At 44.6% G+C, this 19,736-nt stretch carries 16 protein-coding genes; 8 read left to right on the forward strand and 8 right to left on the reverse strand.

Going from position 1 to position 19,736, the window contains the following annotated elements; translation table 11 throughout:
- The 4 genes from ileS to ispH form a co-directional block, all read left to right on the forward strand.
- A partial coding sequence (gene ileS / locus MED222_RS04105; RefSeq protein ID WP_009848444.1) for an isoleucine--tRNA ligase occupies positions 1 to 2,793 on the forward strand: 2,793 nt, incomplete at its 5' end.
- 158 nt (positions 2,794 to 2,951) lie between these two features.
- Positions 2,952 to 3,452, forward strand: a complete 501-nt coding sequence (lspA, locus tag MED222_RS04100) for a signal peptidase II (protein ID WP_009848445.1) — start codon at positions 2,952 to 2,954, stop codon at positions 3,450 to 3,452.
- A gap of 194 nt (positions 3,453 to 3,646) precedes the next feature.
- Positions 3,647 to 4,078, forward strand: a complete 432-nt coding sequence (gene fkpB, locus MED222_RS04095; RefSeq protein ID WP_009848446.1) for an FKBP-type peptidyl-prolyl cis-trans isomerase — start codon at positions 3,647 to 3,649, stop codon at positions 4,076 to 4,078.
- A gap of 175 nt (positions 4,079 to 4,253) precedes the next feature.
- Complete coding sequence (gene ispH / locus MED222_RS04090) at positions 4,254 to 5,210, forward strand: 4-hydroxy-3-methylbut-2-enyl diphosphate reductase (RefSeq protein WP_029222924.1); 957 nt, start codon at positions 4,254 to 4,256, stop codon at positions 5,208 to 5,210.
- Positions 5,211 to 5,364: 154 nt separating this feature from the next.
- Here the strand turns inward: ispH and btsR are convergent, their stop codons facing one another.
- The 3 genes from btsR to MED222_RS04075 form a co-directional block, all read right to left on the reverse strand.
- Complete coding sequence (gene btsR, locus MED222_RS04085) at positions 5,365 to 6,096, reverse strand: two-component system response regulator BtsR (RefSeq protein ID WP_009848448.1); 732 nt, start codon at positions 6,094 to 6,096, stop codon at positions 5,365 to 5,367.
- A 105-nt stretch (positions 6,097 to 6,201) separates the two neighbouring features.
- Entirely contained in the window at positions 6,202 to 7,872 is a 1,671-nt protein-coding gene (locus MED222_RS04080) for a sensor histidine kinase (protein WP_009848449.1), read from the reverse strand.
- A 258-nt stretch (positions 7,873 to 8,130) separates the two neighbouring features.
- Complete coding sequence (locus tag MED222_RS04075) at positions 8,131 to 9,624, reverse strand: carbon starvation CstA family protein (protein WP_009848450.1); 1,494 nt, start codon at positions 9,622 to 9,624, stop codon at positions 8,131 to 8,133.
- Positions 9,625 to 9,958: 334 nt separating this feature from the next.
- Here MED222_RS04075 and MED222_RS04070 point away from each other — a divergent pair, with 334 nt between their 5' ends.
- On the forward strand, positions 9,959 to 10,309 hold the full coding sequence (locus tag MED222_RS04070) for a DUF2799 domain-containing protein (RefSeq protein ID WP_009848451.1): 351 nt from the start codon (positions 9,959 to 9,961) through the stop codon (positions 10,307 to 10,309).
- Between the two features lie 116 nt (positions 10,310 to 10,425).
- Here MED222_RS04070 and murQ read toward each other — a convergent pair whose 3' ends face one another.
- Together murQ and MED222_RS04060 are read right to left on the reverse strand one after the other, a co-directional pair.
- Complete coding sequence (murQ, locus tag MED222_RS04065) at positions 10,426 to 11,346, reverse strand: N-acetylmuramic acid 6-phosphate etherase (protein WP_032555324.1); 921 nt, start codon at positions 11,344 to 11,346, stop codon at positions 10,426 to 10,428.
- Between the two features lie 45 nt (positions 11,347 to 11,391).
- Positions 11,392 to 12,507 (reverse strand): anhydro-N-acetylmuramic acid kinase, encoded by a 1,116-nt coding sequence (locus tag MED222_RS04060; protein ID WP_009848453.1) that lies wholly within the window; start codon positions 12,505 to 12,507, stop codon positions 11,392 to 11,394.
- A gap of 121 nt (positions 12,508 to 12,628) precedes the next feature.
- Between MED222_RS04060 and nagZ the strand changes: the two genes are divergently transcribed.
- The 3 genes from nagZ (at position 12,629) to tyrA (ending at position 16,183) form a co-directional block, all read left to right on the forward strand.
- Entirely contained in the window at positions 12,629 to 13,618 is a 990-nt protein-coding gene (gene nagZ / locus MED222_RS04055; protein WP_009848454.1) for a beta-N-acetylhexosaminidase, read from the forward strand.
- Positions 13,619 to 13,864: 246 nt separating this feature from the next.
- On the forward strand, positions 13,865 to 14,938 hold the full coding sequence (locus MED222_RS04050; RefSeq protein ID WP_009848455.1) for a 3-deoxy-7-phosphoheptulonate synthase: 1,074 nt from the start codon (positions 13,865 to 13,867) through the stop codon (positions 14,936 to 14,938).
- Positions 14,939 to 15,055: 117 nt separating this feature from the next.
- On the forward strand, positions 15,056 to 16,183 hold the full coding sequence (gene tyrA / locus MED222_RS04045; protein ID WP_009848456.1) for a bifunctional chorismate mutase/prephenate dehydrogenase: 1,128 nt from the start codon (positions 15,056 to 15,058) through the stop codon (positions 16,181 to 16,183).
- Between the two features lie 157 nt (positions 16,184 to 16,340).
- Here tyrA and MED222_RS04040 read toward each other — a convergent pair whose 3' ends face one another.
- The 3 genes from MED222_RS04040 to ettA form a co-directional block, all read right to left on the reverse strand.
- Positions 16,341 to 17,351: a M23 family metallopeptidase gene (locus MED222_RS04040; protein ID WP_017103007.1), complete on the reverse strand. Its 1,011-nt coding sequence runs from the start codon at positions 17,349 to 17,351 to the stop codon at positions 16,341 to 16,343.
- Positions 17,352 to 17,400: 49 nt separating this feature from the next.
- Positions 17,401 to 17,769 carry a PilZ domain-containing protein gene (locus MED222_RS04035; RefSeq protein WP_009848458.1) on the reverse strand — a complete coding sequence of 123 codons (369 nt, stop codon included), beginning with the start codon at positions 17,767 to 17,769 and terminating at the stop codon, positions 17,401 to 17,403.
- A 90-nt stretch (positions 17,770 to 17,859) separates the two neighbouring features.
- The gene (gene ettA / locus MED222_RS04030) at positions 17,860 to 19,527 is read right to left on the reverse strand and encodes an energy-dependent translational throttle protein EttA (protein WP_009848459.1); all 1,668 of its coding nucleotides are present in this window, start codon (positions 19,525 to 19,527) and stop codon (positions 17,860 to 17,862) included.
- Positions 19,528 to 19,736: the final 209 nt, after the last annotated feature.

Consider the following 19,736-nt stretch of genomic DNA (forward strand, 5'->3'; position numbering starts at 1 on the left):
AATCGTGAACCAGAAATGCTGAAGCGTTGGTACAAAGAAGACCTTTACGGTGAGATCCGTAAGGCAAAGAAAGGTAAAAAATCTTTCGTACTGCATGATGGCCCTCCATACGCGAACGGCGACATTCACATTGGCCACGCGCTGAACAAGATTCTTAAAGACATTATTATCAAATCTAAGACCCTTTCTGGTTTTGATGCACCGTACATCCCTGGTTGGGACTGTCACGGTCTTCCAATCGAGTTGATGGTTGAGAAGAAGAAAGGTAAGCCTGGTCAGAAGATTTCAGCGGCTGAATTCCGCGAAGAGTGTCGTAAGTACGCTGCGGGCCAAGTTGAAGGTCAGAAAGAGAGCTTCAAACGTCTTGGTATCATGGGCGAGTGGGATAAACCATACCGCACTATGGATTTTGGCACTGAAGCGAACATCATTCGTTCTCTAGGTAAAATCGCAGACAAAGGTCACCTACTAAAAGGTTTCAAACCTGTTCACTGGTGTACTGACTGTGGTTCTGCTCTGGCTGAAGCTGAAGTTGAATACAAAGATAAAGTGTCTCCATCTATCGATGTGAAATTTTCTGCAGCTGACGAAGCGGCTCTACTAGAGAAATTTACTCTAGCGGAAGGTCACGCGGGTCAGGGCGAAATCTCTATTGTTATCTGGACGACAACACCGTGGACTCTGCCGGCTAACCGCGCAGTATGTCTACGTGATGATCTTGAATACGTACTTATCCAAGTTGAAGCGAATGGCGAACAGCCAGCTCAACGTATCGTTGTTGCTTCTGAACTAGCAAAAGACGTAATGGATCGTGCGGGTATCGAGCACTTCCATAACCTTGGTTTTGCTACTGGTGCTGATCTTGAGCTTTCTCAATTCAACCACCCGTTCTACAACTTTACGGTTCCTGCTGTTCTTGGTGACCACGTTACAACTGACTCTGGTACTGGTGTGGTTCATACCGCTCCTGGTCACGGTCAAGAGGATTTCGTGGTTGGTAAGAAGTACAACCTAGAAATCGCTAACCCAGTTGGTTCAAACGGCGTTTACCTGCCAGATACTGAGCTATTTGCTGGTCAGCACGTATTCAAAGCGAACGACTCTGTTTTAGAAGTTCTAAAAGAGAAGGGTGCACTACTGCATCACCACGCTTACGAGCACAGCTACCCACACTGTTGGAGACACAAAACTCCAATCATCTTCCGTGCAACACCACAATGGTTCATCTCTATGGATCAAGCTGGCCTACGTGCAAAAGCACTAGAGTCAACAAAGAGTGTTGAATGGATGCCTGAATGGGGTCAAAGCCGTATCGAAGGTATGATCGAAGGTCGCCCTGAGTGGTGTATCTCTCGTCAACGTACTTGGGGTGTGCCAATTGCTCTGTTCGTTCATAAAGAAACATCAGAACTTCATCCAGATAGCCCAACTCTTATTGAAAAAGTAGCGAAGCTTGTGGAAGAAAAAGGCATTCAAGCTTGGTGGGATGTAGATGCTGCTGAACTGATGGGTGCTGAAGACGCTGACAAGTACGAGAAAGTACTTGATACGTTAGACGTATGGTTCGACTCAGGTGTAACGCACTTCTCTGTTGTGGATTCTCGTGAAGAGTACAACTTCCCGAATGAAGAAAGAACGCACAGTGCTGATCTTTACCTTGAAGGTTCTGACCAACACCGTGGCTGGTTCCAGTCTTCTTTGATTTCATCTATCGCGATGAAAGACGAAGCACCATACAAGCAAGTGCTAACGCACGGTTTCGTGGTTGATGGTAACGGCCGTAAGATGTCTAAATCTATCGGTAACGTTGTTGCTCCTAAAGATGTAACGAACAAACTAGGCGCAGATATTCTACGTCTATGGGTTGCTTCTACGGATTACACTAACGAAGTTGCGGTTTCTGACGAGATTCTTAAGCGTTCTGCTGATGCTTACCGTCGTATTCGTAACACGGCTCGTTTCTTCCTAGCGAACTTGAACGGTTTCAACCCTGAAACTGACCTAGTTCCTGCTGAAGAAATGGTAGCACTTGATCGCTGGGCTGTTGGCCGTGCTCAAGCTGCACAAGAAGAGATCGTTAAAGCATACGGTGAGTACAATACTCACGGTGTAACTCAACGTCTAATGCAGTTCTGTTCTATCGAAATGGGTTCTTTCTACCTAGACGTAATTAAAGACCGTCAGTACACAGCGAAGCAGGGCAGCCATGCTCAACGTAGCTGCCAAACGGCGCTTTACTACATCGTAGAAGCTCTAGTTCGTTGGATGGCTCCTATCATGTCGTTCACTGCAGATGAAATCTGGAACGAGATGCCAGGCGAACGCGACACGTTTGTATTCACAGGCGAGTGGTTCGAAGGCCTATTTGGTCTTGCTGACGACGAAGAGCTAAGCAACGAATTCTGGACTGAAATCCAGTCAGTTCGTGGCGCAGTGAACAAGCTTCTTGAAGATGCTCGTAAAGAGAAAACAATCGGTGGCGCTCTGCAGGCTGAAGTTACTCTATACGCTGACGATGCACTAGCGGCAAAAATCAACAAGCTAGAAGATGAGCTACGTTTCGTACTTATTACTTCTGCTGCGGTTGTTAAACCACTTAGCGATAAGTCTGATACAGCTCAAGCGACAGACGTTGAAGGTCTGTACGTTGAAGTTGCAGCAACTGAAGCTGAGAAGTGTGACCGTTGCTGGCACCACACTCCAGATGTAGGCACAATTGAAGGTCACGAGAAAGTTTGTGGTCGTTGTGTGTCGAACATCGACGGTGAAGGCGAAGTGCGTAAGTACGCATAACGACTCAGAGAAATACTGAACTTTTTGTAAAAATCATAGCCCCAGTACCAACTGGGGTTATTTTTAATTATAGGAAATGTGTTTAGCCAAGTTTGGTAATCAAGGTCACTTAAATTGAGTAACAGTGAATACCAACTTCGTAAATACTAGGAATAGAAATGAGTGAAGTTTCGTTAAAACAATCTGGTGTGCGTTGGTTATGGTTGGCCCTACTAGTCTTCCTTGCTGATATCGGTATCAAACTCTTTGTTATGGACAACATGGGTTATGGCTGGGCAAACCGCATTGAGGTGTTGCCATTCTTTAACTTTTTGTACGTGCATAACTACGGTGCAGCATTTAGCTTCTTGAGTGATCAAAGTGGTTGGCAGCGCTGGTTATTTACTGGTATCGCATTTGCGGTAACGGGGATGCTGACGTACTGGATGAGCAAGCTACCAGCAACAGATAAGTGGAACAACATTGCTTATGCGATCATCATTGGTGGCGCTGTTGGTAACGTGTTCGACCGTGTTGTACATGGCTTTGTCGTCGATTACTTAGACTTCTATTGGGGTACTTACCACTGGCCTGCATTTAACCTAGCGGATATGGGAATCTGTATCGGCGCCGCGATGATCATCTTAGATGGTTTCCGTAAGAAAGATGAAAGCCAATAGACTACTCAGACATTAATGAGTATCAAGCAAATCGCTTTGTAATAGATTGTCCTAAAGTCAGCCTATGACTCACAGAATAGAATAGCCCTAAGCGCTGTCGGTTGATTCCGACGGCGCTTTTTTTTATGCTGCAAGTAATATGAGAGCAAAGCAAAATGCATTCTCAAATAATAAAGAAATCTAAGGAAAGTAACGTGGCAGCAATTAAAAATGATTCAGCAGTAACTCTACATTTTACGATTAAAATGAAGGATGGTTCAGTTGCCGATAGCACCGAAAATATGGGTAAGCCCGCTAAGTTCGTGATGGGTGATGGCAGCCTAAGTGAGAACTTTGAACAGTGCCTGATTGGCCTTGAAACGGGGACTGAAAAATCTATCGAATTGAAGGCGGAAGACGCGTTTGGTATGCCAAATCCAGATCATATCCATCATATGGATCGTGCTAAGTTTGTTGGCGACTCTGAAGTCGAAGTTGGCACTATTATGGCTTTCTCTGGTCCTGACGGTATGGAAATTCCAGGTATTATCACTGAGATCGCGGGTGATTCAGTGACGGTTGATTTTAATCACCCATTAGCCGGCCAAGACGTTACGTTTGACGTTAACATCTTAGCTGTGGACTAAGTGTCTTAACGGTGGAGTAGCTATCTTAGCGGCTAATCACTATCTTAACAGTAGAATAACATCGCCTTACAGGTGTGATGCAACCCAGAGCTTCACTGTCTAGGCGCTTCACTGTAGAATGCGAACCTCGCTGACAGCGAACTCTATAGAAACAACCTTAGTACCGCGGTAAATGATGAGCAATGAAATGAAAATAATGTTAGCTAACCCTCGTGGCTTTTGTGCCGGTGTCGATCGTGCGATCAGCATCGTAGAGCGCGCTCTTGAACTGTATCAGCCACCGATTTATGTTCGCCATGAAGTGGTGCATAACCGCTTTGTTGTTGAAGGGCTCAAGCAACGTGGTGCTATTTTTGTCGAAGAGTTAAGTGAAGTACCAGACGATAACATCGTGATCTTCTCGGCTCACGGTGTTTCTCAAGCGGTTCGCAAAGAAGCGAAAGAACGCGAGTTAACGGTATTTGATGCGACGTGTCCTTTGGTGACTAAAGTTCATATGGAGGTTGCTCGAGCGAGCCGCAAACATATGGAAGTAGTATTGATTGGTCACGCGGGTCACCCTGAAGTGGAAGGCACTATGGGTCAATACGCTAGCCAAGCTGGTGGTATGTATTTGGTTGAAAGACCAGAAGATGTACAGAACTTAGTCGTGAACGATCCAAGTAACTTACATTATGTTAGTCAAACCACGCTGTCAGTTGATGAAACTGCAGACGTGATTGAAGAGTTACGTCGCGTATTCCCTGAGATCCAAGGACCACGTAAAGATGATATTTGCTACGCAACACAAAACCGTCAAGACGCAATTCGTGAGATGGCTGGTGATGTCGATGTCGTGATAGTTGTTGGCTCTAAGAACTCATCGAACTCTACTCGTTTAAAAGAGCTAGCTGAGAAGCTAGGCACGCCTGGTTATCTAACCGACTGTCCTGAAGACATTCAAACTGAATGGGTTGAAGGGAAAAAGAAAATTGGTGTGACAGCGGGTGCTTCAGCGCCTGAAGAGCTAGTAAACCAAATCTTAGATCGTATTCGTGAGTTGGGTGCTACCGAGGTTGAAGAGATTCAAGGTCGTGAAGAGAACATGTTCTTCGAAGTACCAAAAGAGCTGCAGATTAAGCAAGTCGACTAGTCTCTATGGATTGGTGACAAGATCGATTCGTAACTTTATCGATTCGCAAACAGTATCGATTTGCAAACACTATTGATTTGTAAACAACAGGAAGCCAACGTTGATGCGTTGGCTTTTTTGATCGTATTTTGGAAAAAAGTCGAAACTTATGGGGTTACTGGAGACCGAGTTGCTCCTTTAAAGCCTTTAAGTAACGACGACTGACAGGTACTTCAAAGCCGGTCAGTGTGATGATCTCCGCTAATCCATTCTCTAACAGTTTGATCTCTTGGATCGATTTTATATTGATCAAATACTGTCGATGACAGCGGATCAAATCGGTCTTTTCTTCCAAGATCTTTAGCGTCAACTGCGAGGTTGCCGTTTGTGATGAGCTGCGTACGTGGACACCACTGATATCTGAATAAGCGCACTCGACCGTTTGGCTCGCCATGATCACAATGCGGTTGTGGCCGATACACGGGATCTGCTCTAAGTGGCAGGGAGCAATCGCAGATATATCTTGTTCTGGCGCTTTCTGGTTCAGCTTGATGACCTTATTCAGACGACAAACACTCTTGTTTAATCGACAAGGTTCAACCGGCTTGAGTAGGTAATCAAAGGCATTGTCTTCAAATGCTTGAATCGCATATTGGTCGTAGGCGGTGACGAATACCACGTAGGGCATGGTGTCTGGATCAAGCATGCTTAACAGTTCAATTCCGGTAACCTGCGGCATTTGGATATCCAAATACACCACATCAGGCTTGAGCAGATTGATCTGTTTCAGTCCTTCGATCGCGTTACTCGCTTGGCCAATGATTTCTACTTGTCCGGTTTCAGTCAGTAGTTCAATCAGCTCTTCGCGAGCAAAAAGCTCATCATCGACAACTAATGCCTTTAACATCCTACAATCTTCATTTTGGTTCTATCCCTGCTTGTTTCACGCTTTTCTTTTAAATGTCGGCTTCTAAATGTTTCAACTCGGAGTGATTCGTCTCCGAAAATGCCTTTATTTCAGTATAGGTATGATAAAGCTCATTCGAGTAAATTGCTGTGGTTGAGATTCTATTTTTAGTGCTGAATCTTGTCCAAAGAAATTAGTGAGTCGTTTATCAACAATCTCCATGCCTAATCCAACGTGATCTTGGGGTGGCTTCTGATAATTACCAGCATTGTCTTCAACGATTAACTTGAATCCACCCTCGAAAGCCTCGCTATAGATCTTCACTTTACCGCCTTCCAACATATTAGATATCCCATGTTTGATGGCGTTTTCTACCAGCGGTTGCAGGGTAAAGCTCGGCAGTTGCGACTCGTATAGTTGTGAGGCGATATCCCATTCGACTTCTAATCGGTCAGTAAAACGTGCTTTTTCAATAGTTAGGTACGCATTGACGTGCGCCAGTTCGTCTTTGAGTTTCACTGTATTGATGTTCTGCTTCAGATTACTTCTAAAGAAGTGAGAGAGATGCTGAATTAGTTCTCGTGCTTTATCAGGGTCACGGCGTGTAACTGCACTGATGGTGTTGAGTGCATTAAACAGGAAGTGAGGATTCACCTGTGCATGCAGCAGTTTGATTTCCGCTTGGGTGAGCAGCGTTTGCTGTTGCTGATAATTACTAAACAATATCTGGCTCGACAATAGCTGAGCGATACCTTCACCCATCGACATGTTGATGGTCGAGAATAGTTTCAGCTTTGGCTCATACAGTTTGATGGTTCCGACCACTTCATTACCCGCGCGCAGTGGAATAATAAGCGCAGAACCCAATTTACAATCTTGCGATAGAGAACATTGGTACGGGTTTTCTTTGCCATCAAGGTAGATGATGTCGTTTTGTTCCATCGAGGTAAGCGTGCTCTGCGATGAAATCGGAGTGTTAGGTATGTGGTGTTCATCGCCAATGCCAACAAACGCGAGAATTTTTTCTCGGTCGGTGATCGCCACCGCACCAACGTTGGTCTCTTCGTAAATGATGCGCACGATTTTTTGCGCATTATCTGAATTGAATCCACCATGCAAAATACCCACCGAACGTTCGGCAATGGTTAATGCGCGGCGTGAGAAAGTTGCCGAATATTTTTCGAAGATGGTTTTCCGATCTTGGATGATGCTCATGAACAGTGCCGCACCCACAGAGTTAGCAATGATCATTGGCGCGGCAATATCAGAAACCAGAGCATAGGACTGCTCGAATGGTTTCGCGACCGCTAACAGAATTAGCATCTGAATAATTTCTGCAAACAGGGTTACCGAGAACACCACCAACGGATTAAACAGTTGGCTAGCTTTGTTCTTTCTAACCAAGTAAACGTGCAATAGGCCGCCAATCAAGCCTTCAGCTGTGGTCGAAATCGCACAAGCTAAGTCTGTGAAGCCGCCTAATGAGTAACGGTGAATACCGCCAGTAAAGCCGACGGCAAAACCAACGACAGGACCGCCAAACAGACCTCCCATTACCGCACCCATCGCGCGAGTGTTGGCTATGGCGTCATTAATCTGCAGTCCAAAATAGGTGCCCATAATACAGAACAGAGAAAACAGAACATAACAGCTGACTTTATGACTTAAGCGTGAAGAGATGCTCAACAAAGGGAGAATCAACGGGGTTTTACTTAGCATGTAAGCTATTACTAAGTAGACACAGGTTTGTTGCAGCAGAGAGAGAATGAGTTCCATATTTTCACCTATTGAGACGCTTGTTAAGTGTAAAGCTCATTGAGGCTGAAAGGTAGCTTTGCTTTTTGCAGGTTGTCTTTCTTTTGTAAAGTGGAAACTAACGTATTCAGTGGTTATGGATAAAATAATAAAGCCCATCATACATGATGGGCTTTGATCTTAGATTCCAGTTCATCAAAGATGTGGTGGAACAAGCGAAGTGTTTTTGGCTTTCTTATTCTCCTCTTTCTATGAAGAGTGAGAATGTTTCGGGGAAAGCTAAGCTGTTTTTGTTACGGGCTTTGCTTCCTTTTCTGATTCTTCATCAGCAAGGTCGATATCGCCTTTGCCTTTTGAAATTTTGATAACGTAAGCTGCGATACCGAATGCACTCACTACGCCGATGATGGTTGAAAGCTGCATTGGCAGACCGAAGCCTAGCTGACTGTTGTTCAGGATGAATGTAATACACACAGAAGTCATGAACACAGCTGGAACCGTTGTTACCCAGTGCAGTTTATTGTGACGAAGTAGGTAAGCTGAAGCCGTCCACAGCATCATTACTGCTGTTGATTGGTTAGCAAAACCGAAGTAACGCCAGATGATACCGAAATCTACTTGAGTCAGGATACCACCGATAACGAACAGTGGTAGAGCCATCAGTAGGCGGTTACGCAGTGTCTTCTGTTCCATGTTGAAGTATTCAGCAAGGATAAGACGGCTTGAACGGAACGCTGTGTCACCAGAAGTGATAGGTAGGATAACCACGCCAAGGAAAGCAAGGATACCGCCAAATACACCCAGTAGGCCAAATGAAGCGCTGTATACCACGTTACCTGGGCCGCCGTTTGCAATCGCGTCAGATAAAGACTCAACTGAACCGAAGAATGACAGAGCAAGCGCACACCAGATTAGAGCGATGATGCCTTCACCAATCATTGCACCGTAGAATACGAAGCGACCGTTCTTCTCGTTTTCCATACAACGCGCCATCAAAGGAGACTGAGTTGCGTGGAAGCCAGAGATAGCACCACAAGCGATAGTGATGAATAGAGCAGGCCAAAGTGGTAGGTCATTCGGGTTCATGTTGGTGAACATGTCTTTCATCTCGAAGCCACCCATGATTTGGTGCTCGTCAGATAGACCAATCGCAGTGATTAGGCCAACAGACATAAAGATAAGTAGTGCACCGAACAGTGGGTAGAAGCGGCCAATGATTTTATCGACAGGGACAATCGTTGCGATGATGTAGTAAGCAAAGATGATAACAACCATGGTTGTTGCAGACATTGCGAAATCAGTTTGGTCGTTGACGAGGTTAGTGATCATGCCTGCTGGAGCAGAAACGAATACCACACCAACAAGAAGCAGTAGAACAATGGCAAAGATGTTCATAAAGTGTTTTGCGCCATTGCCTAGGTAACGTCCAGTGATGGTTGGAACCGAAGCACCACCATTACGGATAGATAACATACCTGAGAAGTAGTCGTGTACTGCACCTGCGAAGATACAACCTAGAACGATCCAAAGCATTGCTGCTGGGCCGTAAAGAGCACCCATGATAGGGCCGAAGATTGGACCGACGCCTGCAATGTTAAGCAGCTGAACTAGGTAAACCTTTGGTGTTGACATTGGAACGTAGTCCACGCCGTCTTGCTTGGTGTGAGCGGGTGTTTGACGCTTTTCATTGACACCGAATATCTTTTCGATAAAGGCACCGTAAATAAAGTAGCCACCAATGAGTGCTGCAACACAGGTAAGAAACCACATCATAATTTGTTATCCCTGAATGTATTAATTAAGTCAGGGTGTATATTAAAGGAGTGTATGAGAAGAAACTTCCGCTACTGGAGTGAGTGGTCGAATAGCTAATTAAGTGGTGTTATAACCGGTTTAGTGGTTTGTGACCTTTGCGGAGCGGTTGGTTACTGGTGTTGAGAAGTGTCATGCTTCTAGTTAGTGGTGACTTATCAGCTTTAAGCGGTAATCAATAAATATCAACGGCAGATAACAGACATAAGTGGACATCAGTCAGTGTTCAGCGGAGAATCGCCACAAAGGCAGCGCTTCGTCAGAAAGTGATGAAGTAACAATATAAAGGATTGAAATGAAAAAAATAATCGCATTATTCGCCGTGGCATTTAGCCTTGCAGGATGCAGCGCCAATGTTCAAGATTTAGCGGCCGAAGGCAATTGGCAAGAGATTGGCTATCGTGATGGTATCAAAGGCCACACTCAGCGTTCTTATTCAGATATGGCCGAGCTTGGCGGAGTCGATCAAGCTAGCTATACAGAAGGTTACCATTTAGGTGTGACGGAATATTGTAATCCGAACCATGCTTATCAAATTGGTTTATCTGGTCAGGTGTATGAAGGCGTGTGTTCTGGTACGGAAGACGCTCAACGTTTCCGTATGGAATGGCAACGTGGCTGGGATGAGTTCTCAAACGACTATTAAGCCCAAGCTAGCGATAACAAATTAAAACTAAAAAAGACCAGTACTGCATGTGTACTGGTCTTGTTGTATGTCGTTAAAGTCACTCTCTAAATGAGAAGCTACAAACAGAATTGAGATTACTGATTATTCTCGACCGCTTTTCTCAAGAAGCCATTTTGTTGATCAAGTTGAGCCTTGGCCAGTTCTAAATCTAGCCCTGTCAGAATCATTAAAATAGATAGCTTCACATCATAATCGGTGTTTTTAAGTGTCGAAACTGCAAGGGCTTTATCACATTCAGTTGCTTGGATTACGATACGAGCTGCGCGGGCAACCAGTTTTTCGTTGGTCGCCTTTACGTCGACCATCAGGTTCTGATAGCTCTTACCAATACGAATCATGCTCGCAGTGGTGAGCATATTAAGCACCAGCTTTTGTGCTGTCCCTGATTTGAGTCGTGTTGAACCAGTCAATGCTTCTGGGCCAACCACTGGGCTAATTGCGATTTGAGCAATCTCAGCAATTGGAGAGCCTGGGTTACAAGACAGCGCAACCGTCACCGCACCAATCTGATTCGCATAGTTGAGCGCACCAATCACGTAAGGTGTACGGCCACTGGCTGCAATGCCTACCACGACATCGTTTTCTGTAAATTGAATGGCTTTCAGGTCTTCAATACCGAGAGTCAGCGAGTCTTCCGCTCCCTCTTTGGCTTTTAAAATCGCTTCTGGTCCGCCAGCGATTAAGCCGATAACCATTTTGTCTGAAACACCGAAAGTCGGAGGGCACTCTGAGGCATCTAATACACCTAATCGACCACTGGTGCCTGCACCCATATAGATCAGTCGGCCACCGTTTTGAAAGGCGTGAGCGATCTTGTCAACCGCTTTCGCGATCAGTGGTAATTCGGCTTCGATCGCCAGTGGTACCTGTTTGTCTTGTTGGTTAATCTTTTCAACCACTTCGAGAGAGGTGAGTAGATCAATATCCATAGTGTCAGGGTTTCTCCCCTCCGAAACGAGGTGCGAGAGCGCTGATATGAGAGCGTCGTTACTCATAATGATCCTTAAATGGTGATTCTAAAATGATGGTTCTAAAGTTGTTTAGTCAGCACGATAGAGAACGCCTAGAGAGGCCGCTCTGCTCGCGCCAGTCACTTCTGGTAAATTGCTTGGCAGTTGATGAACATGACGTTGAGCAAGCCACGCAAAGGCCATAGCTTCCATATAATCGGCATCAACGCCTTTACTGGTGGTTGACTCAACCTCCCAGCCAGGAAGCAGTTCAGACAGTCTCTTCATCAACAGTGGATTTCTCGTACCCCCGCCACACACATAGAGCGCAGGTTGGTTACCCAAGCGATAAGTCTCCACTTCATTCGCTATCGTCAATGCAGTGTATTCACAAAGTGTGTGCTGAACATCTTCTGCCGCAAGGTCTTTAAATTCTGTTAATTGTTGCTCTAACCACGGTAGATTAAATAGCTCCCTGCCAGTGCTTTTCGGCGGCATTTGAGATAGATAAGATTCATTTAATAACTGTTCGAGCAAGGCTTGATTGAGTTGACCTTTAAGTGCGAATTGCGCATCACGGTCAAACTTCTCACCCGTGTGCGTATCAACCCAAGCGTCCATCAACATATTGCCCGGGCCTGTATCATAACCAAGAGTAGGCTGATTCGGGCGCAGTACTGAAATATTCGAGATACCACCAATATTCAAGACTACAACCGAGCTGTCTCGCGGGTGAAAAATCGTATGGTGAAACGCGGGGACTAATGGCGCACCTTGTCCGCCAAGCGCCATGTCTTTGCGTCTGAAGTCGGCAACAGTTTGAATATCTGTTTTAGCGGCAATGATATTAGCGTCACCCAACTGCATGGTAAATGGCGAAGTACCGGTTGGCTGGTGGAATACTGTTTGGCCATGGTTCCCAATCGCAGTCACAGAAGATGCAGGCGTACCTGACTTATCGAGAAGTTGCAGAACAGCATCAGCAAATAGATGACCAAGCTGGTGGTCTAGTTCGCCAATGGCAATCAAATCCGTTTTCTGACCAATACAAACTTCAAGCAGACGCGCTTTGAGATCATCAGGCATTGGGAACTCATCATGAGCGAGCAATGTGATGCGCGAATCTTCAATCGAAACTAAGGCGGTATCAACACCGTCCATACTCGTCCCCGACATCACACCGATATACAGTTCTTTACGATCCATTCCTAAGCTCTTGCACTGCATTCTTAAAGTCTTCCAAAGATTGGTTTAAAAACATTGTAAAGCAAATTTAAAGAGAATAATCTCGGGAAGTTTATGAAATTAGGTTTAATAAGGGATAAATATGGGACCGTTGTGGGTAGATGTCGCGGGCTACGAACTGACAGCTGAAGACAGAGAAATTTTAGAGCACCCAACCGTTGGTGGTCTCATCTTATTCGCTCGAAACTACCACGATAGCAAACAGCTTTCGGCGTTAAATAAAGAGATCCGCAAGGTCGCGAAACGTCCTATTTTGATTGGCGTTGACCAAGAAGGTGGCCGAGTTCAGCGCTTTCGCGATGGCTTTTCAATTATCCCTGCCGCTCAAGAATTCGCGACTAAGAATAATGGTGAGCAGTTAGCAGAACAAGCCGGTTGGTTGATGGCGGCGGAATTGATTGCCCATGATATCGATCTGAGCTTTGCGCCTGTATTAGATAAAGGTCACGACTGTAAAGCGATTGGTAGCCGAGCGTTTGGTGAAGATATTGATACCATCGTTCGCCACAGCAGTGCTTTTATTAAAGGCATGAAATCGGTTGGAATGGCGACAACAGGGAAGCACTTCCCAGGACACGGCGGTGTAATTGCTGATTCGCACTTAGAAACGCCTTACGATCCTAGAGATGATATCTTTGAAACAGACATGGCCATTTTCAAGGCGCAAATTGAAGCCGGAATATTGGATGCCATGATGCCAGCACACGTGGTTTTCTCTCACTATGATGATCAACCAGCGAGCGGCTCTGAGTATTGGTTGCAGAAAGTATTGAAGCAGCAGCTTGGATTCAAAGGCTTAGTTTTTTCTGACGACTTAACGATGGAAGGCGCGGCCATTATGGGCGGACCAGCAGACAGAGCGAAAGCAGCTTTGAATGCTGGCTGTGACATGGTGCTGATGTGTAATAAGCGAGATGCACAAATTGAGGCTCTTGATCATTTAGCGATTCAAGAGGTGCCTTTAGCCAACTCATTGCTTAAAAAGCACTGCTTTGATTTATCGACGCTTCACTCGGATAGTCGATGGAAAGAGGCCTCAGAGCAAATTAAGCGAATGTTAAACGCTGGGTGATAAATAAACACTCTATAAGTTTGAAGAAGGCGATATGAGAAATATCGCCTTTTTTGTATGTGTGAGGTGCAGTTTAAGCTGGTTTGTGTATCAGAGTGAATTAAAGAAGATGTGTAAGTTTTAATTTACAGTAAATGTTTTTTATTGTTTACACTTGCAATCGTTTTTGTAGCTGTTATTGTGTTTTTAAAGATTGTCAGCCCAAATGGAAATTGTGGGTGTAAAAATAAATATACAGGTTAAGTTATGCAGAAAAGTGAATTAAGCAATGTCAATATCATCGACGAACAGGTACTGATTACTCCTGAGGAGTTAAAAGCAAAACTGCCTTTGAGTGATAATGCTCGTCGTTTCATTCAAGAGTCTCGTCAAACTATAGCAAACATTATTCATAAGAAAGATCATCGCATGCTTGTAGTATGTGGCCCATGTTCTATCCATGATATTGAAGCTGCGAAAGAATACGCGAAACGCTTAAAAGCTTTATCTGAGCAGCTTAGCGACCAACTGTATATTGTAATGCGTGTTTACTTTGAGAAGCCTCGTACCACTGTTGGTTGGAAAGGCTTGATCAATGACCCACATCTAGATGGTACGTTCGATATTGAGCATGGTCTGCATGTTGGTCGTGAGTTACTTGTTGAACTCGCTGAGATGGAAATCCCACTAGCAACAGAAGCGCTAGATCCAATCAGCCCGCAATACCTAGCAGATACATTCAGCTGGGCAGCAATCGGCGCTCGTACGACTGAATCACAAACCCACCGCGAAATGGCGAGTGGTCTTTCAATGCCAATCGGCTTTAAGAATGGTACGGATGGCAATCTAGGTACTGCAATCAATGCAATGCAGGCGGCTTCTTCTAGCCACCGTTTCATGGGTATCAGCCGTGAAGGTCAAGTCGCACTACTAACGACGCAAGGTAACCCAAATGGTCACGTAATTTTACGTGGCGGTAAGCAGACGAACTACGATTCAGTATCGGTACACGAATGTGAGCAAGAGCTGGGTAAATCTGGCTTAGAGGCGGCACTAATGGTCGACTGTAGTCATGCGAACTCTCGTAAAGATTTCCGTCGTCAACCGCTGGTGGCTGAAGATGTCATCCATCAGATTCGTGAAGGTAATAGGTCGATTATCGGCCTGATGATTGAGAGCCATATTAACGAAGGAAACCAATCTTCAGATATACCTCTCAATGAGATGAAATACGGTGTATCTATTACCGACGCGTGTATCAATTGGGATTCAACTGAGGCACTATTGAAACGTGCACATACGGAATTAGTCCCGTTCTTAGAGAACCGCTTGAAAGGTTAGTCAGAGTTTAAATTTAAGTGCCTCATCTAATGGGGCATTTTAAGATCTGTTGCTAACGAACCTGCATCAGTGCGGGCTTTTAGATTGGCACGGGCTTATAGATGAGTAAGGAATAAAATGGCCGTTGAACTGAACGAATTACGCGACCAAATCGATGCTGTCGATAAACAAATGTTGGATTTACTGGCTCAACGACTGGCTCTAGTGGAGAAAGTCGGTGAAGTAAAAAGTGAACATGGTTTACCTATTTATGTACCGGAACGTGAAGCCGCAATGTTGGCATCTCGTCGTCAAGAAGCCGAGAAAATAGGAGTACCACCGCAGTTAATCGAAGATATTTTACGTCGTACGATGCGTGAGTCTTATGCCAGTGAAAAAGATTCTGGTTTTAAGTGCCTTAACCCAGAGTTACGTTCAGTGGTTATCGTTGGTGGTAATGGTCAGCTTGGTGGTCTGTTTGGACGTATGTTCAAGCTTTCTGGTTACGAAGTGAAAATCCTTGGCAGCCAAGATTGGGACAAAGCCGATGAGATCTTAGATAATGCTGGCCTTGTGGTTGTAACGGTTCCAATTCACCTGACAGAAGGTGTGATTGCGAAGTTGGGTAACCTACCAAGCGATTGTATTCTTTGTGATTTGACGTCGATAAAATCAAAGCCTCTACAAGCTATGTTAGACATGCACCAAGGCCCTGTGGTTGGATTACACCCAATGTTTGGTCCTGATGTTCCAAGCCTTGCGAAACAAGTGATTGTTTACAGTGATGGGCGTAGTTCTGAAAGCTATCAATGGTTGCTGAATCAATTTGGTATTTGGGGCGCGAGCCTTTGCCAGATGGATGCTGCGGAACACGATCACGGCATGACTCTGATTCAAGCTCTCCGTCACTTCACTTCTTTTGCTTACGGCTTACACCTAAGTAAAGAGAACCCGAACATTGATCAGCTTCTGAAGTTAAGCTCGCCAATCTACCGACTTGAGATTGCGATGGTTGGTCGTCTGTTTGCTCAAGACCCGAACTTGTACGGTGATATCATTCTTTCTTCAGATGAGAACATTGAGATGATTCGACGTTTCCATAGTCGTTTCGGTGAAGCATTGGAAATCTTGGATGGGAAAGATAAAGCTAAATTCGTTGATAGCTTTAATCAAGTCAGTGATTGGTTTGGCGACTACTCGCAGCAGTTCTTGCAAGAGAGCCAAAGTCTTCTAAAACAAGCACATGACTCGATTCATCGAGGCTAATTACGATTTGAAATCATAAAAAAGAGCGACCATCAGGTCGCTCTTTTTGTTTGTACTGAATGCTATGAAAGCATTTGGTCTACTGTAGGCTAAAAGCAATTAGATCATCATAGGCCAAATCAATATCCCTCAATAACCAATAACCAATAACCAATAACTAGTTAGTCGTGATAGGTTTCTTACTATCTTCACTCGATACGGTGTCTATGGTCGAGCTAATGTAAGGCACGTTAGTCAGGTTGATCTGCAAGCGAACCACATTATCAATCAGTTGAACCAATGGACCCCACTTAACCTTTTTCTCTTTCTCGAACACGTAGTTGAAGTTCTCAGGTGTCCAATCCATCAAGTATTGAGGGTTCAATGAACGACCAAGAAAGCGTACCTCATAGTGCAAGTGTGGCCCGGTTGAGTTACCTGAGTTACCACAGCTCGCAATCACATCGCCTTTACTCACAAATTGACCGCTACGTACTTTGAACTTCTGTAGGTGCGCATAAGAGCTCATGAAACCGAATGAGTGACGCATAGTTATAAAGTTACCGAAGCCTTTCTTACTTGGGCGCACGGTTTCAATTACGCCATCAGCTGGCGCTACTATATCTTCACCACGCTTACATGTTAGGTCGATACCAGTATGAACGTGGCGTTTACCTGTTATAGGGTTCGAGCGACGCCCATAAGAGGATGATATGCGTTGATAAGCCATAGGGCTGTCATTTGGAATCAAACGAAACATTGTGGCTCTGACTGCTGAATCTACTGCAGCTGCATCAATTCGGTCTTCTAAAGAGACGTCATCAGTAAGCGGCTCTTCATCGGTCAGGCCAAGCACTGATTCCACATCAAATACACGCTTGCCAAGTAACTGAATAGTGCCTTCTTTCTCGGTTAATGCTTGAGACAGTGAGTGATTGGTTTCTACCTGCTCAGCGTAAAGAAAGTCGGTTTGTTCTTTTTCAACAATCAGTGTTTCAATCAATTGTTGTGCATCATCGGCTTGTAGGGCGAGTTCTTGCTTGCCCTCAAAGTGCATGTATGCAGCTCCGCCAATCAATAGAGGCACTGAAAAAATTGCGGTAGTACATAGTAGTACGGCTTTTCGACCGAAATAAAACGTCTGATCCCCTTGGGTTAAGGGGATTGTAATGGAAACTTTTTTAGACATGGTTCTGTATTAACTAAATGCTTCTAATAGAAAAAGGGGAATGGAGACGTCACTCATTACCTAAATCGGTAAGGTGTTCAATCTCTCTATAAAGCAGTTCATCGTCGCCAACGTTAAGTTCCACAAGGCGCTTAAGGTAGCTGATACTATCAATATCTAAATGCTCTATACGTAAACGCATTGAGGTATTGATGGTCGAGACTATCGTTGCTTCTAACTGAATATTGATATCACTGTTTTCGAGCTTAAAGCTGACTTGAACAGGAGTGTCAGTTCTGAGTTGCTGTAATTTATCACATTGAATGAGTAAACCATGAAGAGATAGGTCTTGCACTGAGCCTGATACATTTACTTGTCCTTGTGAAATCTCAGTCGGAACTTGATAAATAACTCGTGAAAATTTACGTCTTTCAAGCATAGGTAATCTCTCTATATCAATAGGTAAATAGTAAGCCAGATATATCAAAGGCCGCTATTATCGCGGCCTTTGTTCAAAATACAAGCTTATTTACTTTGCAATACGTTTGTATTTGATGCGGTGAGGTTCTGCCGCTTGTGCACCTAGAGTCTTTTTCAGCCACTCTGTATATTCAGTATAGTTACCTTCGTAGAAGTTAACTTGACCTTCATCACGGTAGTCTAAGATATGGGTCGCAATACGGTCAAGGAACCAACGGTCATGCGAGATAACCATTGCACAGCCAGGGAACTCAAGTAGTGCTTCTTCAAGAGCTCGTAGTGTCTCAACATCAAGGTCATTGGTTGGTTCATCGAGTAGCAGTACGTTACCGCCCGCTTTTAGCAGTTTCGCTAGGTGAACACGGTTGCGTTCACCACCTGAAAGCTGACCGATGATCTTCTGTTGGTCGTTGCCTTTGAAGTTGAAACGAGAGCAGTATGCACGAGCAGGGATTTCGAAGTTGTTGATCTTAATGATATCAGCGCCTTCAGAGATCTCTTGGAATACTGTTTTTGTGTCGTCCATGCTGTCACGGAACTGATCAACAGAAGCAAGCTTAACCGTTTCGCCAAGTTCAACTGTGCCTGAATCTGGCTGTTCTGCGCCACTTAGCATCTTGAATAGTGTTGATTTACCCGCACCATTGGCACCAACGATACCAACGATAGCGCCTTTAGGCATGCTGAATGATAGGTCATCGATAAGAACGCGATCACCAAATGACTTCGTTAGGTTCTTAACTTCAAGTACCTTGTCACCTAAACGCTCACCTGGTGGGATGAACAATTCGTTGGTTTCGTTACGCTTCTGGTATTGGCCAGTCGTCATTTCTTCAAAACGAGCCATACGAGCTTTAGACTTAGCTTGACGACCTTTAGGGTTTTGACGAACCCATTCAAGTTCTTTCTCAATCGTTTTTTGACGTGCGCTTTCGCCAGCTTTTTCTTGCTTCAAACGCTCATCTTTCTGTTCTAGCCAAGATGTGTAGTTGCCTTCCCATGGGATACCTTCACCACGGTCAAGTTCTAGAATCCAACCTGCAGCGTTGTCTAGGAAGTAACGGTCGTGGGTAATTGCCACAACAGTACCGCTGTAATCAACAAGGAAATGCTCAAGCCAAGCAACTGATTCTGCATCCAAGTGGTTGGTTGGTTCATCAAGAAGCAGCATGTCTGGCTTCTCAAGAAGTAGACGACAGATAGCAACACGACGACGTTCACCACCTGATAGGAATTCGATTTTCGCATCCCACTCAGGAAGGCGAAGTGCGTCAGCTGCACGCTCTAGAGCTGTCTCTAGGTTGTGACCGTCTTTCGCCTGAATCAGAGCTTCAAGCTCACCTTGCTCTTTCGCCAATGCATCGAAATCTGCATCAGGTTCTGCGTAAGCGGCATATACTGCGTCGATGCGCTTAAGTGCGTCAGCAACATCTGAAACCGCTTCTTCTACGATTTCACGAACGGTTTTTGATTCGTCTAGTACAGGTTCTTGAGGTAGGTAACCTACTTTTAGACCTTGTTGTGCACGTGCTTCACCATCAATATCAGTATCAATACCAGCCATGATACGTAGTAGGGTAGATTTACCTGAACCATTTAGACCCAAAACACCGATTTTAGCGCCAGGAAAAAAGCTAAGAGAAATGTCTTTAAGAATTTGACGCTTAGGTGGAACAGTTTTGCTCACCCGAGACATGGTATATACGTATTCAGCCATTGCCGATCGATCCTAATTATTGTTCAAAATTGTTTGCTATTTTATACCAATATCCTCAAAGATGTTACTCCTAGGACAGAAAAGCCATTCTTGAACTAATCCTCACCTATTATTGTCACATTGGTCATTAAAACTATATTTAATAAGCTTTCGAGGCGATGTGTTAAATATTAACAATATTTACACTCAAACTCTTTACATTTGATGTG

Source organism: Vibrio sp. MED222, from assembly GCF_000153005.1.
In the GTDB taxonomy this organism is placed as follows: domain Bacteria; phylum Pseudomonadota; class Gammaproteobacteria; order Enterobacterales; family Vibrionaceae; genus Vibrio; species Vibrio tasmaniensis_A.